Below are 23,681 nucleotides of genomic sequence, written 5' to 3'. Positions count from 1 at the left end.
CGGGCCCGGTCCCGACGCGTGGAAAAGATCAACTGTGGAGCATCAGATGCAACGCGAGTCCCGCCGCTCACCACCTTTCCCAAAACGGACAAACATTAGGATTCTCGCGGGTCGTCAAATTTTCACGATATAGCGGCAAACAGACATTGCAACCACAAGTATTATTTTCACGATAAGGACCACCAATTTGGTGCTACGGTCGATCCCTGTTGTGCGTCAGGCACACAGCCCCCGGGAGCAGAAGCCACCCGGTCCCCCCCTGGCTCCATCTGAAGGGAGTCCCTGACATGAGGCTTGGCCGTTCCGCCAGGGCCGCCATCATCGGGTTCGCTTTGACACTCGGCGCCGTGGCGTGCAGCACGGGCGGTTCCCCGACCGCCAGCGCGCCGCCGTCCGCCTCGGCCGGCGGTGGTCTCGAGAAGACACAACTCAAGATCGCCACCCTGCCGGCCATCGACAGCGCCGCCATCTACGTCGCCATCGACCAAGGGCTCTTCGAGCAGGAGGGTCTGGACGTCACCCCGCAGGTCGTCCAGGCGGCTCCGGAAGCCATCCCCATGATGGTGAGGGGCGAGATCGACGCCATGTTCGGCAACTACGTGTCGATGTTCGCCGCCCATGACAAGGATGCGCTGAAGCTCCGCATCCTGGCCGAGGGCTCTCGCGCAGCCCCCGACTCGCTCAGCATCATGGCCCTGCCCAACTCGCCCATCAAGACCCCGAAGGACCTGGAGGGCAAGACGATCAACGTGAACGTCCTGCACAACTTCCAGGAGCTGGCACTCACCCAGGTGCTCAAGGCCAACAACGTGGACCCGGCCACCATCAAGTACGTCCAGGTGACGTTCCAGAACATCATGCCCTCGTGGAAGGGCGGCCAGATCGACGCCGCGTACCTGGGCGAGCCCATGGTCACGGCGGCCACCTCCAGCATGGGCGCCCGCAAGATCCTCGACCCCGCCTCCGGCCCCGCCGCCGAGTTCCCCATCTCGGGCTACGTCAGCACCCAGGAGTGGTACGACAAGAACCCGAAGGTGGCGGCGGCGTTCCAGCGCGCCATCCACAACGCGGCCAAGCTGATGGAGAACAACCGTGAGGTGGTGGCCAAGGTGCTGCCGAACTTCACGCAGATCGACGCGGCCACGGCCGCCACCGTGACCTTCCCCTACTTCTCCAGCAACGACAACCCGGTCCGCCTCCAGCGGGTGGCCGACTGGATGCTGGAAGCCAAGTGGCTGACGAAGGCCATCGACGTCAAGTCGCTCATGTCGCCCACCACCTCCGGGTGAGCGCTCAGACCCTGTCCCGTGCCCGTCCGGCGTCCGCCACCACTCGCTGGTCACGCCGGGCGGCCGGGGCGCTCGCCTTCGCCGCGCTGATCGAGCTGCTCAGCAGGACGGGGCTGGCGGATCCCGAGTTCCTGCCGCCCGCCACGGAGATCGTCGGGCGGGCCATGACGCTGCTGGCCGATCCCGCCTTCCGGGTGCACGCCCTGACGAGCCTGCTCGCCTGGGCGATCGGCCTGTGCATCGCGGCCCTGCTCGCGGTGCCGCTCGGCCTGCTGCTCGGCAGCGTGCCGATCATCGACGCGGCCACGCGCTCGGTCGTGGAGTTCCTGCGGCCGATCCCGTCCGTGGCGCTGATCCCGCTCGTGGCCCTGGTCATCGGCACCGGCCTGCAGCACCGGGTCACGCTCGTGGTCTACGCCTCGTTGTGGCCCATCCTCTACAACACGATGTACGGCCTGCGCGGCGTCGATCCCCTGGCCAAGGAGTCCCTGCGCTCGTACGGCTTCGGCCCCCTGTCCGTGCTCCTGCGCGTCTCCCTGCCGTCGTCGGCGCCCTTCATCACCACCGGGATCCGCCTGGCGGCCGGGGTCGCGCTCATCCTGACCGTCAGCACCGAGATCGTGGCCGGTCGGGGTGAGGGCATCGGCGTGTTCATCTTCTTCGCCGGCATCGCCGTGCCCGCGCGCATGGCCGACATCCTGGCCGGGGTGTTCTGGGTGGGCCTGTTCGGCGTCGCGGTGAACGCGCTGCTGGTGGCGACCGAGCGGCGCGCGTTCCGCTGGCACCACACGCAGTTGGGAGAGCGGGAATGAGGGGCAGGGGCATGCGGACGGCCGTCTTCCGCGCCGTGGTGCTGATCGTGCTCGTCCTCCTCTGGGAGGCGGCCACGCTGATGGCGGGCAACACCTTCTTCCCCTCGCCCGGCACGATCGTGGCGCGGATGCACGCGATGTGGTTCTCGGGGCCGCCCGGCACGTTGTTCCTGACCGACGTGGCCATCGAGAACATCCTGCCGAGCCTGGGCCGGATGGCGCTCGGGTTCGCGGGGGGCGCGCTGGCCGGGGTCGTCCTCGGGCTGGCGGTGGGGCTGTCGGCGCGGGCGTACGACTATCTCGACGGCGTGCTGCAGTTCCTGCGCGCGATCCCGCCGCCCGCGCTGGTGACCGTCTTCCTCGTGCTGTTCGGGTTCGGGCTGCGGATGCAGCTCGCGTTCATCATGTTCAGCATCGTGTGGCCGGTGCTGCTCAACACCGCCGACGGGGCCCGGTCGGTCGAGCCGCTGCACCTGCAGACGTGCCAGGCGTTCCGGCTTTCGCGGGCCGAGCGGCTCCTCCGGGTGATCCTGCCCTCGGCGCTGCCCAAGATGTTCGCCGGGCTGCGGCTGGCCCTGTCGCTCTCCCTGATCGTCATGGTCTTCTCCGAGCTGCTGCCCGGCACCACGAACGGCATCGGTTTCCAGATCACCGACGCGTACGCCACCTTCGACCTGCCCGCCATGTGGGCCGGGATCGTGCTGCTCGGCGTGCTGGGCTACCTGCTCAACGAGCTGTTCCTGGTCGTCGAGCGGCGCGTGCTCGCCTGGCACCACGCCGCCCGGGATCTGGCCGGTTAGCGGCTGTGGCTCCCATGGCAGCCTCTAACGTGCGAGAGTAAGATCGCGCCCTGAATCGGTTTACCTGACTGACATGTCCATCAATAACCGCTCCGCTAGAGTCATTCTGGCTCTTAAGAGTCGCCGTGTTGTCCGCGGTCTCGCCCCCTAGGAAATCCATTGCTCGAGATAGACAACCTTTCCCATGTGTACGGCGGCGGTACTCCCAACGCGCACCACGCCATCGACGGACTCAACCTGAGCGTCGCCGAGGGTGAGCTGCTCTGCATCGTCGGTCCCTCGGGATGCGGGAAGTCGACGCTCCTGCGCTCCATCGCCGGCCTGATCACGCCCACGGGCGGCCAGATCAGGGTCGAGGGCGAGCTGGTCCGCCAGACGCCGGACAACCTGGCCGTGGTCTTCCAGGACTACAGCCGCTCGTTGTTCCCCTGGATGTCGGTCGCCGACAACGTGGCACTGCCGCTGCGCCGCAAGAGCATGGACAAGCGTCAGCGCCGCGAGGCCGCCCAGGAGGCCCTGGAGTCCGTGGGGCTGGAGGCCGCAGGGCGCAAATACCCGTTCCAGCTCTCGGGCGGCATGCAGCAGCGGGTGGCGATCGCGCGGGCGCTGGCGTACCGGCCGACGCTGATGCTCATGGACGAGCCGTTCGGCTCGGTGGACGCGCAGACCCGGGAGGACCTGGAGGACCTGGTGCTCAAGGTCCGCGGCCACCACCAGATGACGATCGTCCTCATCACGCACGACATCGACGAGAGCGTCTACGTGGGCGACCGCGTGGTGGTGCTGTCCAAGGCGCCCGCACATGTGGTGGGGGACCTGAAGGTGGACCTGCCCGCGCCCCGTGACCAGATCACGACGCGGGAGCACCCCGACTTCGTGCATCTGCGCGCCGAGGTGGGGCGGCTCGTCCGCGGCCACGCCACCGTCTAGCCACCGTCCAGGCGCCCGGCGTCCGCAGGGCCGCGCCGGGAGCGCGGCCCTCGGCGTGCGCGGGCGCGGCCCCCGGTGCCGTCGGAACTATGAGCGCGCCCGCCGTGCGAACGCGTCTACTCTGTGGACGTGGAGGATGTTCTGGCGGGCCGGGACTGCGCCTGGCTGTTCGGGGCGGAATCGCTGACCATCGCGCCCGAGCGGGGAAAAGCCCCCAAACTCGTTTCCGAACTTGGTGAACGCGTCATCCCCTACGCGGCGATCGCCGAGGTCACGCTCGCGCGGGGCAGGCGCGGCACGGTGGTGCTGCGCGTGCTGCCCCGGCGCGGCGCCGATCCCGTGATGACGGTCGCGGCCGGGCAGCTCAGGGAGACCGACGACCCCTACCGGCTGGTGTTGCCCGCCGGCAAGGAGACGCTCGCCGACTACTACGCCGACGAGCTGCGCGCGGCCGTCACCGAGCACGGGCCCGCCAGCCGGTTCCTGGTCGCCGCTCCCCCGGTGCCGCGCGCCTTCAAGGGGTGGGACGGGGCGGCCACGTTCGACGGGGAGGCGATCACCTTCACCTGGTTCTGGTCGGGGGCGTCGTCCGCCAAATACGCCGCGGGCGATCAGCGCTATTCCGTCGCCGACCTGGAGGGCGTCGAGTGGCACCGGCCCGAGGGGGCCAGCGGGTCGCTGCGGTTGAAGGTACGCGGGCGGCGGATGCCCTCCGACGCGAACAAGGACCCGGCGTCGGTCATCTTCGGGCTCGGCTGGGGCGCCACCCACAAGTCGCTGCCCTTCGCCGCCGCCGTGCTGGCCGCCGTACGCACCGGCGCCGCCGCCGGGCCCGCGGGAGAGGTGGCCTTCGCACCCCGGACGCCGATCCCGGCGGGCCGTGGCGCCGAGGTGGCCGACCTGATCGCCAAGCTGGGTGAGCTGCGGGACGCCGGGCTGCTGACCGAGGAGGAGTTCCAGGCCAAGAAGGCCGAGCTGCTGTCACGCATGTGACCCGCGAACGCGACGACCGCGGGTGCGGGCATGAGACAGCCCACCACCTCGGCGGGCGAGGGGGTGGGCTGTCGCGACGCCGTGGCGCGCCTGGAGCGAGGTCCTTCTGGATGCCGTCAGCCGGCCATCGTGTCGGGGCGACGGGTGGAGGCTCGCGCGGCTCTCCGGCTCCAGGCGGGAACGGGCTTACACCGGGGTGTGCATGTGGCGGGTCAGCGCGTGTTCGACCAAGGTGATCAAGGTGGACTTGACCGATTCGCGCTGCCGGGCGTCCAGCCGCACGATCGGGGTGTGGCCGCCGATCGACAGCGCCTCCCTGATCTCCTCCTCCGCGTGCGCGAACTGGCCGTCCCAGCCGTTGATGCCGATCACGAACGGCAGCTTGGCCTCTTCGAAGTAGTCGATGGCCGGGAAGCTGTCGGCCAGCCGGCGGGTGTCCACCAGGACGACCGCACCGATGGCACCGCGTACGAGGTCGTCCCACATGAACCAGAACCGGTGCTGCCCGGGCGTGCCGAACAGGTACAGGATCAGGTCACGGTCGAGCGAGACCCGGCCGAAGTCCATGGCGACGGTCGTGGTCGTCTTGTTCGGCGTGAGGGAGACGTCGTCGACGTGCGCGGAGGCGTCCGTCATGACGGCCTCCGTGGTGAGCGGCAGGATTTCCGAGACCGCTCCAACGAACGTCGTCTTCCCCACGCCGAAGCCCCCGGCCACGACGATCTTCGTCGAGGTTAGGCCGGGGCTAGAGCCTGCGAAGTCCACTGAGCACCCTTTCGAGCAAGTTGAGGTCCGGCTTTCCCGCGTCCAGCGCAGGCTGGTGCACGCGGATCAGGCCCTCCGACGCCATGTCGGCGATCAGCACCCGGACCACACCAAGAGGCTGGCGTAAAAGGGCGGAGATCTCGGCAACCGACCTGACGTTCCGGGTCAGCTGAATGATCGCCTGATACTCCGGACTTAGTAGGGAAATGTCTTGGTATTCCGACGTCACGGAGGACACGAGCGCCTCCATGGCGAACTTCATCCGCGGCGCGGTGCGCCCCCCGGTCACGGCATAGGGCCGCACCAGGGAACTCTGCTTCTGCGGACGGGGAGCCGCCGGATGCGGCGGAGTGCTATCACCAGCCCAACCCTGACCTGACACCATGATCTCCTGTCACCGCCCGTACTAGCGGGGGCGGGCCGCTTGCAGCTCAGCGCGTACGGCCGGAGTCAGCACCTGTCCCGCCCGCTCGACCAGCAGGGTCATCTGGTACGCGACCAGACCCATGTCACAGTCGGGAGCGGCCAGGACCGCCAAGCAGGATCCATCACTGATCGACATGATCATCAAGAGTCCACGCTGCATTTCGATAACGGTCTGCGTCACCATACCGCCCTCGAAGACCCGCGCGGCCCCTTGGGTCAAGCTGATCACTCCGGACGCGACCGCGGCGAGCTGGTCGGCCCGATCCTTGGGAAAACCCTCGGAGAAGGCCAGCGGCAACCCGTCAGACGACACCACGACCGTGTGGGCGACGCCTGGCACGTTGTTCACGAAGTCCGTGATCAGCCAGCTGATACCGCGCGCTCCCTGGCTCATTTCTCTCATTTGTCCTCCTCATTTTCTTCTCCGCGGGTGAACGCCCGGCCTTGCCGGACACCCTGCTGGAAGCTGGAGAGCCGGCTGCGCAACCGCTCGGGTGAGATCTGCGGTGCCGGTGACGCGGCCTGGGGCTCGGCGAGGCTGGCCGTGCCGGGCACCAGGTTGGCCTTGGGAACGCGGCGGGGCAGGCCCGACGCCGTCGTACCGGCCTGCTGGGGCTGGGCGGCGGCCTGCGCTGCCTGGAAACCTGAGTCCGCGGGCGACGACCAGCTCGCTCCGGCGCCGGACGCCCCCGGCCGGCGCTGCGGCAGGGCGGACGTGCCGTCCGCGGCGGGGGGCGCGGCGGCCGGGGGTGCGGCCGCTTGCGGCGGCGGGTCGGCGGGCACGGCCGGATGCACGGCGGTGATCTCCGGCTCGCCCTCCGGCTCGTAGCGCGGCTGCAGCACCTCGGGGTCCGGCCGGCGGAACCAGTCGGAGCCGACCGACGAGAAGATCGGCATGAACTCGTCGCCCTGGTCGTCCATCGGCGAGCTGCGCACCACGGGCAGCGGCCCGGTCATGTCCTGCGAGGAGTAGTCGCCGGGGCCGAACGGGTTGTAGTCGCTGGAGTGGCCGTTCTGCTCGTACTGGTCGGCCGGCTTGGGCTCGTCCGCGAACGGGGACCGGTAGGAGTCGCCGTGCTGCGGCCGGGGCCGATCCTCGGACTCGAACAGCGACCTGCGCGGGAGCGGGTCCGCGAACGACGACCAGCGCGGCTCGTCCTGCGGCTGCTGCGGCGGCTCGGTCGAGAAGGACGGCCAGCGCGGCTCGTCGGCCTGCAGGGGCGGCGGCTGCTCGGCGAACGACGGCCACCTGTTCTCGGCGAACGGCGACGGCTCGGCGGCCTGCGAGGGCTCCTCGGTGAACGACGGCCAGCGCTGCTCGCCGAACGGCTGCGCGGGCTGCTGCGGCACGGCCGGGGGCTCGTCGCCGCCGAACGGCGGCCAGCGCGGCTCGTCGGCCTGCGCGCCCTGCGGCTGCTGCTCCCTGAAGGGCTGCTCGCCGAACGACGGCTGCTCCTCGTAGGGCTGCTCGCCGAACGAGGGCCAGTTACCGGTCCCCGGTGCGGGCAGCGAGCCCGGCCACTGGGTGTCCACGACCTGGTCGGGCCCGTCGAAGGAGGGGTGCGACCCCATCCCGTTGGGCGACGGCTGCCCGAACATGCTCGGGTCGAACGTGGTGAACGCTTCGTACTGCCCGCCCTGCTGGGGCAGGCCCTGCCCGTTGCTGATGAGCATGTCGGGCATCATCACCAGCGCGCTCAGGCCGCCGGTCTCCCGCATGCTGAGCTGCACGCGGATGCCGTGCCGCAGGGCCAGCCGGCCGACCACGAACAGGCCCATGCGCCGCGAGACGGAGACGTCCACGACCGGCGGGTTGGCCAGGCGCCAGTTGGCCTCGCCCAGCTCCTCCTGGTTCATGCCGATGCCCAGGTCGTTGATCGACACCAGCACGCCGCCCTCCGCGGGGGCGCTGGTCACGGTGACCTTGCTCTCGCGCGGGGAGAACGAGATCGCGTTCTCGATCAGCTCGGCGAGCAGGTGGACGGCGTCGGTGACGGCGGGGCCGACGATGAGGATGCCGGACGGGATCTGGATCTGGACCCGCTCGTAGTTCTCGACCTCGGACAGCGAGGCGCGGGCGATGTCGACCAGCGGCACCGGCTCGCTCCACTTGCGCGCGGCCTCCTGGCCGGCGAGGACCAGCAGGTTCTCGCTGTTGCGGCGCATGCGGGTGGCCAGGTGGTCGAGGCGGAAGAGGTTCGCGAGCCGCTGCTCGTCCTCCTCACCCTGCTCCAGGCCCTCGATGAGCTGCAGCTGCCGCTCGACCAGCGTCTGGCTGCGGCGGGAGAGGTTGACGAACATCGAGTTGACGTTGGCGCGCAGCTTGGCCTCGTCGCCGGCCAGCCGGATCGCCTCGCGGTGAACTTCGTCGAACGCCCGCGCCACTTCCCCGATCTCGTCCCGGGTGTTGACGCCGATCGACGGCACTTCGGGGATGTTCGCGCCCTCGCCGGACTCGCGCAGGATGCGGACGGTGTCGGGCAGCCGGGTCGTGGCGACCTGGAGCGCCTCGGCCCGCAGCCGGCGCAGCGGGCGGACCAGCGAGCCGGCCACGCGGGTGGTGATGACCAGGACCAGGAGCAGCAGGACGAGGATCAGCGCGCCGGAGATGATGGCGCTGCGCTGCTCGGTGTCGCTCAGGTCGCGGGTGGTGGCCACGATCTTGGTGGCCAGGCCGTCCTCGACCTTGCGCATGGCGTTGGTCGTGACCGTGGTGCTCTCGTACCAGTCGTTGAGGTCGCGCAGCGTGGTGACGTCGAGGTCCCTGATCCGGTTGTTCTCGCTCACCTGCGCCAGCGCGCGCTGGCGCATGGCGTCGGCGAGGTCGACCTGCGAGCCCTTGACCCCGTCCCGGTACGCCTTGAGGTCCGTCGCGTCGGCCTCCAGCTCGAACGCGGACAGCTCGGCCTGCTGCTTGTTCCAGGAGCCCAGGAAGTCCGACCAGTCGGCGCTGTCGACCCTGCGCTGCGCGAGCGTGACGATGAGGATGATCTGCTGCCGCGAGACCTCCTCCTTGACCCGCTGGAGCGAGCCGAGCGCGGCCACGTCACCCTGGAGGTCGTCGTCGCTCACGCCGTCGCCCAGGTCGCCCTGGATGGAGGAGAAGACGTCGATCATCGTGCTGTACGTACCGACGGCGGCGCGCGCGGGCACGTTGCCCACCATGGAGTTGCGGAGGCTGTCCAGGCCGTCGAGCCAGCGGCGCATGTTGTCGACGCCCTCGATCACGCGGGCCGAGTGCGCGGCGTCGATGGACCCGGCGGCGGCCAGCGCCTGCTGCTTGGCCTTGTCGGTGGCCTGACGCTGGGTCTTGAGCTGGACGAAGCGGCCGCCCCTGCGGCGGTCGGCGACGTACCACGCGGTGAGCGTGCGCTCCTTGCCGAGCTCGTGGTTGAGCGCACCGATGCGCTGGACCAGCTCGGCCACCTGGGTGAGCCGGCGGTATTCGGCGCTGGTGCCGATGGCGTCGGCCAGCTGGATGCCGGCGAGCAGCACACCCACGATCGTGGGAATGAGGATCAGAGCGACCAGCCTAGAGCGCACACGCCAGTTCGCCAGCCGGAACCGTCCGCCTGTGTACTCCCCTGACCTCGTGTGCCTGGGGTCTTTCGTCCTCACTGAGTTTCGCAACCTCTCGCCGGTACGTGCTCGAAGAAAATCAGACACGCGTGGGGCGCATGGGATTCTGTCCGGCTGGGTAATTGGAACACAACCCGTACCAGATCGGCCAACCGAACATATCCCATCTCATCCACCCAAAGAGGCACTTTGGGTGGCATAACGCCGTACACGTCTTCAGGCTGGCCGGAACGAATCCCGCTCGGCCGGTGCCGCGTGCTTCACCATCAGGTGCCGCGTCACCGAATATTCCTGCACCGCCTCCTGGCTCATGTCCTTGCCGAACCCGCTGCCCTTCACCCCACCGTGCGGCGCCTCGCTGGCGATGGGCAGGTGATCGTTGACCCACGTCACGCCCACATCGAGCCGGTGCGAGACCCGCATGGCCCGGCCGACGTCGCGCGACCACACCGACGAGGCCAGGCCGTATCTAGTGTCGTTGGCCAGCCGGACCGCTTCGTCCTCACCGTCGAACGGGAGCGCGACCAGAACCGGCCCGAAAAGCTCTCCCTGCACGATCTCGCTGTTCTGTGCGACGTCGGTCACGAGTGTGGGAGGGTAGAAAAAGCCGGAGCCCCCGATCGGGGAGCCGCCGTGCAGCACGCGCCCACCTGACCGCGAGACGAACCCGTGCACCCGGTCCCGGTGCGCGGCCGAGATCAGCGGGCCGATGTCCGTCGCCGGGTCCCAGGGGTCGCCGACGGTGATGTTGGCAAGAGTTGCCCGAATCGCCTCCACGGCGTCGCCGTAGATTTCCCTGGCGACGTAGACCCGGGTGGCCGCCGTGCAGTCCTGCCCGGTGTTGTACGTCGCCCCCATGGCCACGCCGCGTGCCATCTCCGCCAGGTCGGCGTCCTCGAACACCAGCGCCGGCGCCTTGCCGCCGAGCTCGAGGTGGACCCGCTTGAGCGTGGCCGCCGCGCCGTTCATCACGGCGCGGCCGGTCTCGGTGGAGCCGGTGACGCTGACCATGTCCACACCGGGGTCGGTGACCAGCGCCTGGCCCACCTCGGCGTCGCCGGTGATCGCCTGGACGAGGTTGTCGGGCGCGCCCGCCTTGGCGAACAGCTCGGCCAGCCGCAGCGTCGTACGGGGCGTCTGGGGGGCCGGCTTGATCACCACGGCGTTGCCCGCGGCCACGGCCGGGCCGACCTTCCAGACCGCCATCACGAACGGGAAGTTCCACGGCGCGATCGACCCCACCACCCCGACGGGACGGCGCAGCATGACCGAGGTGTAGCCGGCGCTGAACACCCCGGCCCCCGTGCCCTCCAGCGAGCGGGCGGCGCCGGCGAAGAAGCGCAGGTTGTCCACCGCGAACGGCAGCTCGCCGTCCCGGAACACCGCCGCCGGCTTGCCGGTCTCCTCCACCTCGAGCCTGGTCAGCTCCTCGGCGTCGGCCTCCACGAGGTCGGCCAGCCGCAGCAGCAGCCGAGCGCGCTCGGCCGGGGTGGTCTCGGACCACTCCTCGTACGCCGCGCGGGCCGCACGTACGGCCGACGCCACGCCCTCCACCGGCGTGTCCGGAATTTCGGCACATGGGAGCCCGGTGGCGGGGTTGATCAGTTCACGCATCAGGAAACTTCATCTCTCAGGGGTCGTGCTAAGGGACCAGGGCCGTGCTACTGGCCGAGCTGCTCGATCAGGTCGGCGGCCTTGCGCAGGCCGTCGCGACGCCGGATCTCCTCGCCCGCGGCGGCGAGCCCCGCCCGCAGCTCGGTGTCGCCGAGCAGGCGCGCGACCGCCCCCGTGAGCTCCTCGTCGGTGAAGGTGTAGGTCGAGAGCCTGACACCGTAACCGAGCTCATCGACCCTCTGGGCGTTGTCGTACTGGTCCCAGAAGAGCGGCAGCAGGATCATCGGCTTGCCGAAGTGCAGCGCCTCGGTGGTCGTGTTGTTGCCGCCATGGGTGATGACCAAGTCACACAGTGGGATGATCTTAGTCTGCGGGAGGAACTCCGCGCCCCACATGTTGTCGGCCAGCTTGATCTCCTCGTGCAGCGGGCCCTTGGAGACGATGTACTGGTGCGGCGTCGTGGCGAGCACGTCGATCACCCGCTGCATCAGCTCCACGTCGGAGGAGCCCAGCGAGCCGAGCGAGAAGTAGACCAGCGAGCTCCTGCGCTCGAAGGGCAGCGTGAAGTCCTCGTCCGTCTCGCGGACCGACGAGTCCAGCCGGTGCCACGAGGGGCCCAGCGGGCGGGCGTCGGTGTAGTCGAGGATCTCCGGGTAGACGTAGAGGTTCAGGTCGCCCTCGTGGATGAAGTCGAGGTCGGGCAGCGGCTCGGTGCCCTGCTCGACGCACCACTCGTTGAAGGCGGTCCAGATCTCGCGGTGGGTGCGGTCGTACTCGGCCCTGAAGGCGTCCCACTCGGAGCGGTCGTCGGCGGGCAGGCCGGAGAAGACCGGCGCGACATTCTCGCCGCGCACCTCCAGCGGGTTGCACGAGACGATCCGGACGAACTTCTTGCCCGCCGTGAGCAGCGCCGGGAACGTGATCACGTTGTCCTCGACGATCACGTCCGGGTTCACCCGCTCGATGATGGCCTTGAGCTGCGGCTCGCAGTATTTCGCGCCCTCGATCAGCTCGGCCCAGATGGGCTGGGTGACGGTCTCGAGCTGCTCGCGCGTGCTCTTGCGGTATTCGGGCGCGGTGTCCCGGATGAAGTCCTTCCAGAACTGGCCGGGGTCCTGCTCCTCGGCGTCCTCGGGCGCGGGCGCGAGGTCGACCAGGTCTTCCTCGAAACCGAGCGCCTCGAGCTTGCCCTTCCACGACGCCTCGGCGGCGAAGACGACGCGGTGCCCGCGCTGCCGCAGGATGTCGCCGATGCCGATGGAGTTGTTGGTGGGGCCGTAGGCGCTTTCCGGCATGAACAGGATCGTGAGAGACATCGAGACTCCGGGGAACTCGTCAATTTGAAGAGGAATTCAAAAACAGATCTAGCGGGAAGGTCAACTTAAAGGCACTATGGTCACGGCTAACTGAACAGCAGCCAAACGAGTGAAGGTGGTGGTGGTGGCTCAGCGCAAAAGCCGCAGTGACCGGCGCATCGACTTGATCGAGGCCGCACGCAGGGCCATCATCCGCCACGGCATCGACGGTGTACAGCTCTCGCATGTCGCCGAGGAAGCAGGTCTGACCTCGGGCGCCGTGCTCTACCACTACCCCGACCTCAGCGAGCTGCTGGTCGAGGCGCAGCACGCGGGCATGGAGCGCTTCTACGAGCAGCGCCTGCGCCGGCTCGCCACCATCACCGACCCCGTCGAGAAGCTGGTGGTCACGATCAGGTCGGGGCTGCCCACCGGACCGCTCGACCCCGACGTGCGCCTGCTCAACGAGCTGGGCGGGGCCGCCGGCCGCAACCGGGTCTACGGCGTGCTGCTCACCTCGCTCTACGACCGGCAGGTGTCGATGTACCAGGCGATCCTGGACACCGGGGCCGCGCTGGGGGTGTTCCGGCTGAGCGCCGACTCGCTGACGATCGCGCGCAACCTGGTGGCGCTGGAGGACGCGTACGGCTACCGCATCACGGCCAGGCACCCGCTGATCGGCCCGGGCGAGGCGGCCGAGCTGATCCTCTCCTACGCCCGCGCGGCCACGGGCAACGACCTGACTCACTGATCGACTGCCATGATCACCGCGTCCTGGGCGTCCCAGCGCACCTTGACCTTGGCCCCGGCCCGTACGGAGCTGGCGCCCTGGACGGCGGCGAGGACCGGCTTGGCGTGGCCGGGCACCTCCACGGACAGGTGTGACACACCACCGTAGAAGCTGACGTCCAGGACGCTGCCCGGCAGCCCCCTGGTGGCGTTCTCCTCGGCGAGTTCGATCTTCTCCGGCCGCACCGCCAGCAGCGCGTCGGCGCCCGCCTCCAGCTCCGCCAGCGGCGTGCCCGGCAACATGCCGAACTGCTCGCTCCTGATGCCGTCGAGGCCGCTGGCGGTGCCGCGGAAGAGGTTGTTGGCGCCGACGAAGTCGGCCACGAACGGCGAGCGCGGCCGCTCGTACAGCTCGACCGGCTGGTCCACCTGGCGCACGGAGCCGCTGTCGAAGACCGCGATGCGGTCGGCCAGCGACATGGCCTCCTCCTGGTCGTGCGTGACGACCACGAACGTGATGCCCACCTCGTGCTGCAGCCGCTTGAGCTCCAGCTGCATGTCGGCGCGGACCTTCTTGTCCAGGGCCGACAGCGGCTCGTCGAGCAGCAGCAGCCGGGGCCGCTTGACGATGGAACGAGCCAACGCCACCCGCTGCCGCTGCCCGCCCGAGAGCTGGGCGGGCTTGCGGGCGGCGTGCGCCGACAGCCCGACCGTCTCCAGCACCTCGCCGACGCGCTGCCTGACCTCCCCCTTCGGGAGACCCTCGCGCTCCAGCCCGTAGGCCACGTTCTTGGCCACGGTCATGTGCGGGAACAGCGCGTACGACTGGAACATGAGGCTGATCGGCCGCCGGTTCGGGGGCCTGGACAGCAGGTCGTCACCGTCGAGGCTGACCGCGCCCGCGTCGGGCGTCTCGAACCCGGCGATGATGCGCAGCAGCGTGGTCTTGCCGCAGCCGGACGGCCCGAGCAGCGCGAAGAACTCGCCCTGGCCGATCTCCAGCGAAACGTTGTCGAGCGCGGTCACGTCCCCGAACCTGCGGCTGACCCCGTCAATCTTGAGCACGTGACTCCCCGATCTTGGTCAGGCGCTGCCCGGCGATCACCGCCGTGAAGCTCACGAGGAGCAGGATCGCCGCCAGCGCGTTGATCTTCGGGGTGACCCCGAAACGGATCATTGAGTAGATGACGATCGGCAGCGTCGGCTCGCTGTTGCCGATCGTGAAGAACGCGATCACGAATTCGTCCAGCGACAGCGTGAACGCCAGCAGCGCGCCGGCCACGATGCCGGGCATGAGCTGCGGCAGCGTGATCTTCATGAACGTCACCACCGGCCCGGCCCCCAGATCCCGCGACGCCTCCTCCAGCGAGGTGTCGGCGCCGGTCAGCCGGGTACGCACGACCGCCGCGACGAACGCCATCGCGAACACGCCGTGGGCCAGGATCACCGAGTAGAGGCCGAGCGTGAGCTGGATCATGCCGTAGAAGACCAGCAACCCGATGGCCAGCACCAGGTCGGGCAGCACGGCGGGCATCAGGGCGACCGCGTCGAGGGTCTTGGACTTGGTGTACCTCGCCAGGCCGACGGCCAGCAGCGTGCCCAGCACGGTCGCGATCACGGTGGACCCGGTGGCCACGATCAGCGTGTTGACCACACCGCCCAGGACCCGCTCGTCCCCGGCCAGCTCGGCGTACCACTTGAGGCTGAACCCCTCGTAGCTGTAGGCCGATTCGCCGGCGTTGAACGACATGACGACGAGCACGATGATCGGCAGGTACAGGAAGGCGTACGTGGCCCAGAACGGGACATGGAGCAGCTTGGACCTACGCACGGCGCGCCACCCAGGCCTGCGCGACGAGCAGCACGATCAGCACCGCGATGAGGGCCAGCGCCAGCGTGGAGCCGAACGGCCAGTCGCGCGCCGACAGGAACTGCTGGCGGATCAGGTTGCCCACCATGATCGACTTGCTGCCGCCGAGCATCTCGGGGATGACGAAGTTGCCGAAGCTCGGCACGAACACGAACAGGCACCCCGTCAGCACGCCCGGCACCGTGAGCGGCAGCGTGACCCTGCGGAACGTGGTGAACGCCGACGCCCCCAGGTTGGCCGAGGCCTCCCTGAGCTGCGGGTCGAGCTTCTCGATCGTGGCGTACAACGGCAGCACCATCAGCGGCAGGTACGAGTAGACCAGCCCCGCCACGATCGCGCCCTCGTTGTAGAGCAGGTCCAGCGGCCCGAGCCCGAACACCTTCAGCCCGCTGTTGATCAACCCGGGACCACTCAGCAGCATGATCCAGGCGTAGACGCGGATGATGAAGTTCGTCCAGAACGGCAGCACGATCGCGACCAGCGCGATCGTCTTCCACTTGCGCGGGAGCTGGGCGATCAGGTACGCCGTCGGGTAGCCGACCAGCAGCGCGATCAGCGTCGTCACCGCGGCGATCTTCAGCGAGCTGCCGACCACGCTCAGGTAGAGCGGGTCCACCAGGCGTTCGAAGTTCTCCGTCGTGAACTCGTAGACCACGCCGCCGAATCGCCCGCGCTGGAAGACCGTGTAGCTCATCACCAGCGCCAGCGGCACCAGCAGCAGCACGAGCAGGTACGTCAGCCCGGGGGCCAGGAACACGAACGCGCCCAGCCGGCGTCCCCGCGATCGGGACACCGGCCGGGCCTTGACCTCAGACTTCACTACAACGACAACTACTTCGCCTGGACGTCGGCCGACAGACGCGTGTACTTCGTGGACGCCTGGCCGAGGTCGATGAGCGACTCACCGTCGAGCAGCTCGGCCGGCGGGATGCCGAGCAGCGAGCCCTTCGGCGGGTTCACCTTCTCCATGGCCGCCTTGTTGGGGACCTTGTAGTTGATGTTCGCGGCCGCCCAGCTGTGGATCTCGGGGTCCAGGATGTAGTTGATCAGGGCGTGCGCCGCCTCCTTGTTCTTGGAGGACTTCATGATCACCATGGTGTCCACCCAGAGGTCGCTGCCCTCCTTCGGCACGGCGAAGCCGATGTTGCCCTTCTCATCCGTGGTCGGGCACCAGCCGTCCCACGCCTCGACCATGACGGCCTCGCCGGAGGTCAGGCGGTCACCGAACGTCGTGTCGTCGTAGGTGAGCAGGTGCGGCTTCTGCGCCATGAGGAGCTCGCGGGCCTTCTCGATCTCCTCGTCCTTGTCGGTGTTGACCGAGTAGCCGAGGGACTTGAGCGCGGGCAGGGCCAGCCAGCGCTCGGTGGTCATCATGGTGACCTTCTTCTCGGCCCAGGCCGGGGGCTTGAGGAGATCGTTCCAACTGTCCGGGACCTTCTTCACCAGGTCCTTGCGGTAGCAGATGCCGGTGGTGCCCCAGGTGTAGGGCACCGAGTACTTGTTGCCCTTGTCGTAGGAGAGCTGGGTGGCCTCCGGGTAGAGGTTGGCCAGGTTGGGGATCAGCTCGGGGTGGATCGGCTCCAGCAGGCCCTGCGCGTTGAGCGCCTGGGCGTACTGGCCGGACACGAACGCCACGTCGATGCCGCTGTCACCGGGGGCGGTGAGCTTGGTCATCGCGACCTCGTTGGTGTCGTGCAGCGCCACCTTCAGGTCCTTGACCTTGAGCTTCTCCTTGACCTTCTCGGGAAGCTCCTTGGGGGTGTAGCCGTCCCAGACCGTGATCTGCAGGGTCTGCTGCGACAGGTCCGCGTTTGGCTTGAGCTGGTCGGCCGCCACCGTTCTGCCATCTGAGCTTGACGACGACTCACCGCCGCACGCCGCGACGGCAAGCGCGAGGCCGACCACCGCCACGGTGGCCGGGAGACGACGGGTGAACCGGGTACGGGACACGGCCGCTACTCCTTCTGAAATTTGTGATGTAAGAGGGGTCGCGCGACCTTACCGGACACAGCAGACCAGAGCAGGAGTGTTGCAGCCCAAATCAACATGAGCAAGACTTTTGCTGACATTGCTACCTGGAAGTTTGGTCCTGCTGTTGAATTGGGATTCAATACGTCGCCGCATGATCTCTCTCGGTGAGAGGCCCCTCACCGCCCGAGATCGCGGGCTCACAACCGCGCTCCTGGCGCTGTTGGAGGGGGAGGTGCCGCCGCCCTTCGGGGTCCGGCGCTTCCTTCCGCTGCCCACTTTCTCGTACGGTCCTGAAGATCTCCACACTGGGGCCCCAGGTGAACGTGATTTCGGACCTCACGTGGACCAGACGAACTACTCGGTGGTGGTGGGCGAGCGGGTGGTCGTGAAGTGGCTCACCCCGCCCGTACCGCTGCCGCACCCCGCTCCGGAGGTCTTCGCCCACCTCGTTGAGGCGGGCTTCAACGACACCGCGCCTCCTTACGCGGCTCTGACAGGCGTGTTGCGGGGGCGCGAGCACCTGCTGGCGTTGGTCACCGGGTACCTGCCGCAGGCGCGGGACGGCTGGGAGTGGTGCGTGGACGAGGCCGAGGCGGGCACCACGGGCTTCGCCCCGGAGCTCGGCCGCCTCGCCGCCGACCTCCACCTCGCCCTCTCCACCCTCCCCGCCCCTGACCACCCCCTTCCCGGTCTCGGTCCTGATCCGCGCGCTCCGGAAGGCGCGCGGTCGCCGGGAAGTGGTGCGGCGGTCAGGGCTGAGGAGGCGCTCGCGGAGGCGCTCGCGCTGACCGACGGGCCGGACGGTGAGTGGCTGGCGAACCGGGCCGGGGCGCTCAGGCGGGAGCTGGCCGCGCTGACGGAGCCCATCACGACCCCGCTGATCCGGATCCACGGCGACCTGCACGTGGGCCAGATCCTCAAGTGGCAGGACGGCTACGCGGTCATCGACTTCGACGGCAACCCCACCGTCGCCGACGCCGACCCGTACCAGCCGCCGGCCAGGGACGTGGCCCAGCTCACCACGAGCCTCGAACACGTCGCCCAGGTGGCGATCAAGAGACGCGGCACCCCACCCGACCTGGCGGCGAGCTGGGCGAGGCGGGCCCGCGCCGCCCTGCTCGCCGCCTACCGGCACCGCCTGTCCGAGCGGGGCAGGCCGGACCTGCTCGACGAGAGCCTGATCCGCCCGTTCGAGGTGGAGCAGGAGTGCCGCGAGCTGATCTACGCCGCCCGCCACCTCCCCCGCTGGCGCTACGCCCCCATGGGCGTTCTGCACACCTGGTACCCCGAGGAGAACTTCGCGTGAATTCTGAGCTCTACCTGTCCGACCTGGAGTCCAAGCCGGAGTCCCTGGCGACCCTGGCCGGCTCGCTGCGGGCGGCGGACCCGTTCGAGGGACTCCCCGGGGATTTCGACCGGGTCCTCTTCCTGGGCATGGGCAGCTCCCGGTACGCCGCCGGGGTGGCCGCCCTGCGCCTGCGCGCCGCCGGGGTGAACGCCCACGCCGAGTACGCCTCCGCCGCCGCGAGCTTCCCGCCCGCCGAGGGCACCCTGGTCATCCCGATCTCGGCCACCGGTTCCAGCCAGGAGACGCTCGACGCCACCGAACGGTACGCGGGCGGCCCCGCCTACCTGGCGGCGATCACCAACCGGCCCGGCTCGCCCCTCACCGAGGCCGCCGACCTGGTGATCGACATGGGGGCGGGCGAGGAGCGCGGCGGCGTCGCCTGCCGTACGTTCCAGCACACCCTGGCCCTCCTCCTCGCCCTGGAGTCCAGGCTCACGGGCCGCGACCGCGACCTCCCCGCCCTGGTTGGCAGGGCGGCGGAGGCCACGGCCGACCTGCTGGACCGCAGGGACGAGTGGCTCCCGCTGGCCCTGGAGCTGCTGGACGGCCCGCACGGCGTCTACACGATCGCCCCCGCCGAGCGCCTGTCGTCGGCGGAGCAGTCGGCGCTGATGTTCCGCGAGGGCCCGCGCCGCCCGGCCGACGCGTGCGAGAGCGGCGACTGGTCCCACGTGGACGTCTACCTCACCAAGACGCTCGACTACCGCGCGCTGCTCTTCCCCGGCTCCCGCTACGACGCCCAGGCCATGGACTGGGTACGCGAGCGCGAGTCCACGGTGATCACCGTGGGCGCCGAGGTGAAGGACGCCACGGCGGCGATCCGCTACACCCACGACGACGACCCCGACGTGGCCCTGCTCACCGAGACGCTGGTCGCGGAGCTGGTGGCCGCCTACTGGTGGTCGGCGCGGTAGCGGCGACGTCTCAGTGGGACCGTACGGTCAGCGCGTGCTCGACGAGCGTGATCAGGGTGTTCTTGACCGCCTGCCGCGCACGCGCGTCCGTACGGACGATCGGCACGTGCGCCGAGAGCGTGAGCGCCTCCCGCACCTCGCTCTCGACGTGCGGGAACTCCCCGTTCCAGCCGTTGAGCCCGATCACGAACGGCAGCCCCGAGTTCTCGAAGTAGTCCACCGCGGGGAAGCTGTCGGCCAGCCGCCGCGAGTCCACCAGCACCACGGCCCCGATGGCCCCGCGGACGAGGTCGTCCCACATGAACCAGAACCGGTGCTGCCCCGGCGTGCCGAACAGGTAGAGGATCAGTTCGTGATCGAGCGAGAGCCGCCCGAAGTCCATGGCCACGGTGGTGGTGGTCTTGCCCGGCGTGTGGCCGAGGTCGTCGATGCCCTCCGAGGCGTCCGTCATCACCGCCTCGGTGGTCAGCGGCATGATCTCGGACACGGATTTCACGAACGTGGTCTTCCCCACGCCGAACCCGCCCGCCACGACGATCTTCGTGGAGGTGAGGCGACTAGAGCCTGCGAAGTCCACTCAGTACCCTTTCGAGCAGGCCCCTGTCAGGAAGGCCCGCATCCAGCTGTGGCTGGTACACCTTGACCAGCCCATCCGCCTCCATGTCGGCGACCAGCACCCTCGCCACCCCTAGGGGCACGCTGAGCAGCGCGGAGATCTCCGCCACGGACCGAACCTGCCGACACAGCTCGCTGATCGCGCGGTATTCACGCGTGTACGTCGTACCGAGCTGTGCCGAGGTGGCTGACGATACCAGTGCCTCCATGGCGAGCTGAGTGCGCGGAGTCGTTCTGCCGCCGGTGACGGCGTACATCCGGACGAGCGAACTTCGCTCGGGCTCCGGATCCCCGTTGTGCCACGATGCCAACGTTCACTCCCATCACCACGGGCGCGCGGCGGACAGCTCCGCCCGTACAGCAGGGGTGAGCACCTGCCCCGCGCGCTCGACCAGGATCGTCATCTGGTAAGCGACCAAGCCCATGTCGCAGTCGGGTACGGCCAGCACCGCCAGGCAGGACCCGTCGCTGATCGACATCACCAGCAGCAGGCCCCGTTCCATCTCGACGAGGGTCTGGGTCACCCCGCCCCCCTCGAACACGCGCGCCGAGCCCTGCGTGAGGCTCACCAGCCCGGCCGCGATGGCGGCGAGCTGGTCGGCGCGGTCTTTCGGGAAGCCACGGGAGAAGGCCATGGGCAGGCCGTCCGCCGAGACCACCACGGCGTGTGCCACGCCGGGGACCTCTTCGACGAAGCCGCTGACCAGCCAGTTGATGTCCCTGGCGGCCTGGCTCAGCTCCTTCACGAATCCTCCTCGAGCTCGGCGCGTCCCTTGCGCACGCCCTGCTGGTAGCTGGCCAGCCGGGTACGCAGTCGATCGGGGGACACCGGAGGAGCGGGAACGGGCGGCGGCTGCGGAGTTGCGGTGCCCGGTACCAGATTGGCTCTCGGCGTCCGCTTCGGCAAGCCGGAGTTCGTGGTGCCGCTCCGCGCGGGGTCCGTGGCCGCGCCGGCGGCCTGCCAGCCCTGGTCGGCAGGGGACGACCACGGCTCGTCGCGGTGGTCCGCCGTCGGCGCGGACTTGCTGAACCAGCTGCTCTCGTCCATGGAGGCGAAGATCGGCAGGAACTCGTCCTTCCCGGAGGCGGAAGGCGTGGGGAACGACGTGCCCGGGGTGCCCGGATCGGCGAACGACGGACCCGACGGGCCCAGGTCCGCGAACGACGAACCCGACGGCCCGAGGTCCGCGAACGACGACGAGCCCGGCGAGGTCAGGTCGGTGAACGGCCGGGGCGCGGTCAGGTCGGGCGGGAGCTGCTCGATCGAGTGGCTTTGGGACGAGCTGAACCAGGACGACGGCTCGGGCGCCGGGCTGACGCCGTCGAACGACGGATGCCCGGGCGGCGGCCCCGACAGGCGAGCGGGCGGCTGCGTCGGGTAGGACGGCGGGTTCGCCTGCCTGGGCACCTGGAGCCGCGGCCCGGCGCCGGCCATCGCGCCGGGCACCTCGGTGAGCAGCATGGGCGGGATCAGCACCATGGCGGTCAGCCCGCCGATGTCCTGCCGCCGGAGCTGCACCCGGATGCTGTGCCGCAGCGCCAGCCGCCCGACCACGAAGAGTCCCATCCGCCGCGACACCGACACGTCCACGACGGGCGGGTTGGCCAGCCGCCAGTTGGCCTCGGCCAGCTCGTCCTGGCTCATGCCGATGCCGTGGTCGGTGACCGACAGCATCAGGCTGCCGCCGTCGATGCGGCTGCTGGAGATGATGACCTTGGTGTCCCGCGAGGAGAACGACACCGCGTTCTCGACCAGCTCGGCGAGCAGGTGCACCACGTCGGTGACGGCCTGCCCGGCGATGGCGACGTCCGACTCGATCTGGATGCTGACCCGGTCGTAGCTCTCGACCTCGCCGAGCGCGGCCCGCACGATGTCCATCAGCTCGACCGGCTCGCTCCACTTGCGCGCCGCCTCCTGGCCGGCCAGGACGAGCAGGTTCTCGCTGTTGCGCCGCATGCGGGTGGCCAGGTGGTCGAGCTTGAACAGGTCGCCCAGCCGGGCGTCGTCGCGCTCGCCGCGCTCCAGCTTCTCGATCAGCGTGAGCTGCCGCTCGACCAGCGTCTGGCTGCGCCTGGACAGGTTGACGAACATGGCGTTGACGTTGGAGCGCAGCTTGGCCTCGTCGCCCGCCAGCCGTACGGCCTCGCGGTGCACCTCGTCGAAGGCCCGCGCGACCTCGCCCACCTCGTCCTTGGAGAAGATCCCGATCGGCGGCACCTCGGTGGCGACCTCGCCGTCGCGGGACTCCCTCAGGTGCTGCACGAACTCGGGCAGCCGCTTGCCGGCGATCTCCAGCGCCTCGCCGCGCAGGCGGCGCAGCGGACGTACGAGGGACCTGGCCACGCCCGTGGTGATCAGCAGTACGACCACGAGCAGCGCGAGCACGGCGCCCGCGGTCACGAACGCCTGCCGCCGCTCGTCCGCGCTGAGCGCCTCGCTGCGGTCCACGATGCCCTGGGCCTGGCGCTGCTCGACCTCGCGCATGGAGTCGACGACCACGTTCGTCGCGTCGAACCACTCCGCTGCGTCGTCCTCCTTGGACTGGTCGAGGCCGCGCAGGGGCAGGCCCTCGGTGGCCCTGATCAGCACCAGCTCGCGCAGGAACAACATGCGGTCGGCGGACCTGCCGTTGACGGTCTCGTCGAACAGGCGGCGCTCGTCCGCGGTGGCCTCGGTGGCGAAGCCCTTGCGCTCGTTGGCCTCCCGAGACTGCTCACCGAGGAAGCGCTTGAGCTGCTCCTGGTCGAACGCCCCCTCGACGAGCACGACGGTGACCAGCGCCTGCTGGTAGGAGATGCTCTCCTTGGCGCGGGCGAGACTGTCGAGCATGCTCGTCTGGCGGAACAGCTCGTCGTCCACGCTGCCCTTGACCAGCTCGTTGTGCACGGAGAGCAGGTCGTTGATCACCGTCGTGTAGAGCTCGACGGCCGGGCCGGGCAGCAGGTTGGCCTCCAGCGCCTGCTCGCGCAGGGCGGTCAGGTCGTTCAGGCGGTTGAGCAGGCTCTCGATCTGGTCCGCGGTACGTCCGGTGGAGTCGGTCAGCAACTGCTGGGCGATGCCGCGCACCTCCCTGGCCGACTGGTCCACCTGCTCCATCTGGGCCTGCACCTCGGCCAGTCCCGCGGCCGGCCGGTTGCGTGCGATGTACCAGGCGGTCCTGGCGCGTTCGGCGGAGACCAGGTGGGTGAGCCCGCCGAGCTCGGCGGAGAGCGTGGCGAACTGGTTCGTCCGCGCGTAGTCTCCGGCCGCCGAGGTCGAGGCGAGCACCTGGACACCGCCCAGCAGCACGGCGGCGGCCGTCGGGATGAGGATGAGGGCCACGAGTCGCGCCCGGACACGCCAATTGCGCAGGCGCCAGCCGCCCTCGCTGGCCTGCCTGACGCCGAGCTCTGTAGTCACCGAACGCACCTCGCCCGAATCGGCGTATATGTGAAGTCTGTGCCCTGGGGAAATCGGCAAGTGCCGGTAATTGGAACACATCCCATGGCTTGTGGCCAAGCGAACATAACGCGACAAAAGTTGGTTCGCGTGGCTCCTGAGGATAGAACCTGGCGCTCCATGACGGAAGCCGGGAGAGCACGAAATAAACCTTTAACAGAATAAATGTCCCCCAATGGGGGATTGGCTCGTTCCAAACGAGTAACGCCAGAGGCGCACCCCGGTCTCCAGAGGGTCACGGCGTTGAGAATCTCGCTATTCCCGACATATGTTGAGCGACGGCAAAACGAGG

Annotated in this window: 22 protein-coding genes; 8 read left to right on the top strand and 14 right to left on the bottom strand. The window is 69.2% G+C overall.

Going from position 1 to position 23,681, the window contains the following annotated elements:
* Positions 1–287: 287 nt before the first annotated feature.
* The 5 genes from ACBJ59_RS38175 (at position 288) to ACBJ59_RS38155 (ending at position 4,824) form a co-directional block, all read left to right on the top strand.
* Positions 288–1,289 carry an ABC transporter substrate-binding protein gene (locus ACBJ59_RS38175; protein ID WP_364114687.1) on the top strand — a complete coding sequence of 334 codons (1,002 nt, stop codon included), beginning with the start codon at positions 288–290 and terminating at the stop codon, positions 1,287–1,289.
* Positions 1,286–2,101 carry an ABC transporter permease gene (locus ACBJ59_RS38170; RefSeq protein WP_375115023.1) on the top strand — a complete coding sequence of 272 codons (816 nt, stop codon included), beginning with the start codon at positions 1,286–1,288 and terminating at the stop codon, positions 2,099–2,101. Before ACBJ59_RS38175 ends, ACBJ59_RS38170 begins: the two co-directional genes overlap by 4 nt.
* An 11-nt stretch (positions 2,102–2,112) precedes the next feature.
* Positions 2,113–2,901 (top strand): ABC transporter permease, encoded by a 789-nt coding sequence (locus ACBJ59_RS38165; protein ID WP_375115022.1) that lies wholly within the window; start codon positions 2,113–2,115, stop codon positions 2,899–2,901.
* 159 nt (positions 2,902–3,060) lie between these two features.
* Positions 3,061–3,831: an ABC transporter ATP-binding protein gene (locus ACBJ59_RS38160; RefSeq protein ID WP_364114681.1), complete on the top strand. Its 771-nt coding sequence runs from the start codon at positions 3,061–3,063 to the stop codon at positions 3,829–3,831.
* Between the two features lie 129 nt (positions 3,832–3,960).
* Positions 3,961–4,824, top strand: a complete 864-nt coding sequence (locus ACBJ59_RS38155; protein ID WP_375115021.1) for a DUF4429 domain-containing protein — start codon at positions 3,961–3,963, stop codon at positions 4,822–4,824.
* A gap of 186 nt (positions 4,825–5,010) precedes the next feature.
* Here ACBJ59_RS38155 and ACBJ59_RS38150 read toward each other — a convergent pair whose 3' ends face one another.
* The 6 genes from ACBJ59_RS38150 to ACBJ59_RS38125 form a co-directional block, all read right to left on the bottom strand.
* The gene (locus tag ACBJ59_RS38150) at positions 5,011–5,589 is read right to left on the bottom strand and encodes an ATP/GTP-binding protein (RefSeq protein ID WP_364114675.1); all 579 of its coding nucleotides are present in this window, start codon (positions 5,587–5,589) and stop codon (positions 5,011–5,013) included.
* Positions 5,570–5,974, bottom strand: a complete 405-nt coding sequence (locus ACBJ59_RS38145) for a DUF742 domain-containing protein (RefSeq protein WP_225964010.1) — start codon at positions 5,972–5,974, stop codon at positions 5,570–5,572. The genes ACBJ59_RS38150 and ACBJ59_RS38145 overlap by 20 nt, the downstream gene beginning before the upstream one ends.
* A 21-nt stretch (positions 5,975–5,995) precedes the next feature.
* Positions 5,996–6,409, bottom strand: a complete 414-nt coding sequence (locus ACBJ59_RS38140; RefSeq protein ID WP_201760494.1) for a roadblock/LC7 domain-containing protein — start codon at positions 6,407–6,409, stop codon at positions 5,996–5,998.
* Positions 6,410–6,414: 5 nt separating this feature from the next.
* Positions 6,415–9,558 (bottom strand): nitrate- and nitrite sensing domain-containing protein, encoded by a 3,144-nt coding sequence (locus ACBJ59_RS38135; RefSeq protein ID WP_375115020.1) that lies wholly within the window; start codon positions 9,556–9,558, stop codon positions 6,415–6,417.
* 252 nt (positions 9,559–9,810) lie between these two features.
* Positions 9,811–11,208 carry an aminobutyraldehyde dehydrogenase gene (locus ACBJ59_RS38130; RefSeq protein ID WP_375115019.1) on the bottom strand — a complete coding sequence of 466 codons (1,398 nt, stop codon included), beginning with the start codon at positions 11,206–11,208 and terminating at the stop codon, positions 9,811–9,813.
* Positions 11,209–11,255: 47 nt separating this feature from the next.
* Complete coding sequence (locus ACBJ59_RS38125) at positions 11,256–12,524, bottom strand: glycosyltransferase (RefSeq protein WP_375115018.1); 1,269 nt, start codon at positions 12,522–12,524, stop codon at positions 11,256–11,258.
* Positions 12,525–12,648: 124 nt separating this feature from the next.
* On the opposite strand from ACBJ59_RS38125, the gene ACBJ59_RS38120 reads away from it, so the two are divergent.
* The gene (locus ACBJ59_RS38120) at positions 12,649–13,254 is read left to right on the top strand and encodes a TetR/AcrR family transcriptional regulator (RefSeq protein WP_375115017.1); all 606 of its coding nucleotides are present in this window, start codon (positions 12,649–12,651) and stop codon (positions 13,252–13,254) included.
* Here the strand turns inward: ACBJ59_RS38120 and ACBJ59_RS38115 are convergent.
* Genes ACBJ59_RS38115 through ACBJ59_RS38100 form a run of 4 tightly spaced genes read right to left on the bottom strand, consistent with a single transcriptional unit; the run spans position 13,248 to position 17,052 of the window.
* Positions 13,248–14,297 carry an ABC transporter ATP-binding protein gene (locus ACBJ59_RS38115; protein WP_375115016.1) on the bottom strand — a complete coding sequence of 350 codons (1,050 nt, stop codon included), beginning with the start codon at positions 14,295–14,297 and terminating at the stop codon, positions 13,248–13,250. The genes ACBJ59_RS38120 and ACBJ59_RS38115 overlap by 7 nt on opposite strands.
* Positions 14,284–15,063, bottom strand: a complete 780-nt coding sequence (locus ACBJ59_RS38110; protein WP_375115015.1) for an ABC transporter permease — start codon at positions 15,061–15,063, stop codon at positions 14,284–14,286. The genes ACBJ59_RS38115 and ACBJ59_RS38110 overlap by 14 nt, the downstream gene beginning before the upstream one ends.
* The gene (locus ACBJ59_RS38105) at positions 15,056–15,922 is read right to left on the bottom strand and encodes an ABC transporter permease (protein ID WP_375115014.1); all 867 of its coding nucleotides are present in this window, start codon (positions 15,920–15,922) and stop codon (positions 15,056–15,058) included. The genes ACBJ59_RS38110 and ACBJ59_RS38105 overlap by 8 nt, the downstream gene beginning before the upstream one ends.
* Before the next feature lie 11 nt (positions 15,923–15,933).
* A complete protein-coding gene (locus ACBJ59_RS38100) occupies positions 15,934–17,052 on the bottom strand; it encodes a spermidine/putrescine ABC transporter substrate-binding protein (RefSeq protein WP_364114659.1) in 1,119 nt (372 codons plus the stop codon).
* 361 nt (positions 17,053–17,413) lie between these two features.
* Here ACBJ59_RS38100 and ACBJ59_RS38095 point away from each other — a divergent pair, with 361 nt between their 5' ends.
* Together ACBJ59_RS38095 and ACBJ59_RS38090 are read left to right on the top strand one after the other, a co-directional pair.
* Positions 17,414–18,379, top strand: coding sequence for a hypothetical protein (locus tag ACBJ59_RS38095; protein ID WP_375115013.1), 966 nt, complete (start codon positions 17,414–17,416; stop codon positions 18,377–18,379).
* Positions 18,376–19,335, top strand: a complete 960-nt coding sequence (locus tag ACBJ59_RS38090) for an SIS domain-containing protein (RefSeq protein ID WP_375115012.1) — start codon at positions 18,376–18,378, stop codon at positions 19,333–19,335. The genes ACBJ59_RS38095 and ACBJ59_RS38090 overlap by 4 nt, the downstream gene beginning before the upstream one ends.
* A gap of 10 nt (positions 19,336–19,345) precedes the next feature.
* Here ACBJ59_RS38090 and ACBJ59_RS38085 read toward each other — a convergent pair whose 3' ends face one another.
* From ACBJ59_RS38085 to ACBJ59_RS38070, 4 genes are all read right to left on the bottom strand, one after another.
* Positions 19,346–19,912, bottom strand: a complete 567-nt coding sequence (locus ACBJ59_RS38085) for an ATP/GTP-binding protein (RefSeq protein ID WP_364114653.1) — start codon at positions 19,910–19,912, stop codon at positions 19,346–19,348.
* Positions 19,893–20,207, bottom strand: coding sequence for a DUF742 domain-containing protein (locus ACBJ59_RS38080; RefSeq protein WP_364114651.1), 315 nt, complete (start codon positions 20,205–20,207; stop codon positions 19,893–19,895). The genes ACBJ59_RS38085 and ACBJ59_RS38080 overlap by 20 nt, the downstream gene beginning before the upstream one ends.
* A 66-nt stretch (positions 20,208–20,273) precedes the next feature.
* Positions 20,274–20,696, bottom strand: coding sequence for a roadblock/LC7 domain-containing protein (locus ACBJ59_RS38075; protein WP_375115011.1), 423 nt, complete (start codon positions 20,694–20,696; stop codon positions 20,274–20,276).
* Complete coding sequence (locus tag ACBJ59_RS38070) at positions 20,693–23,350, bottom strand: nitrate- and nitrite sensing domain-containing protein (protein WP_375115010.1); 2,658 nt, start codon at positions 23,348–23,350, stop codon at positions 20,693–20,695. The genes ACBJ59_RS38075 and ACBJ59_RS38070 overlap by 4 nt, the downstream gene beginning before the upstream one ends.
* Positions 23,351–23,681 lie beyond the last annotated feature (331 nt).

The organism is Nonomuraea sp. MTCD27, assembly GCF_041950495.1.
Lineage (GTDB): Bacteria > Actinomycetota > Actinomycetes > Streptosporangiales > Streptosporangiaceae > Nonomuraea.
This window is presented reverse-complemented; position numbering and strand designations above follow the sequence as displayed.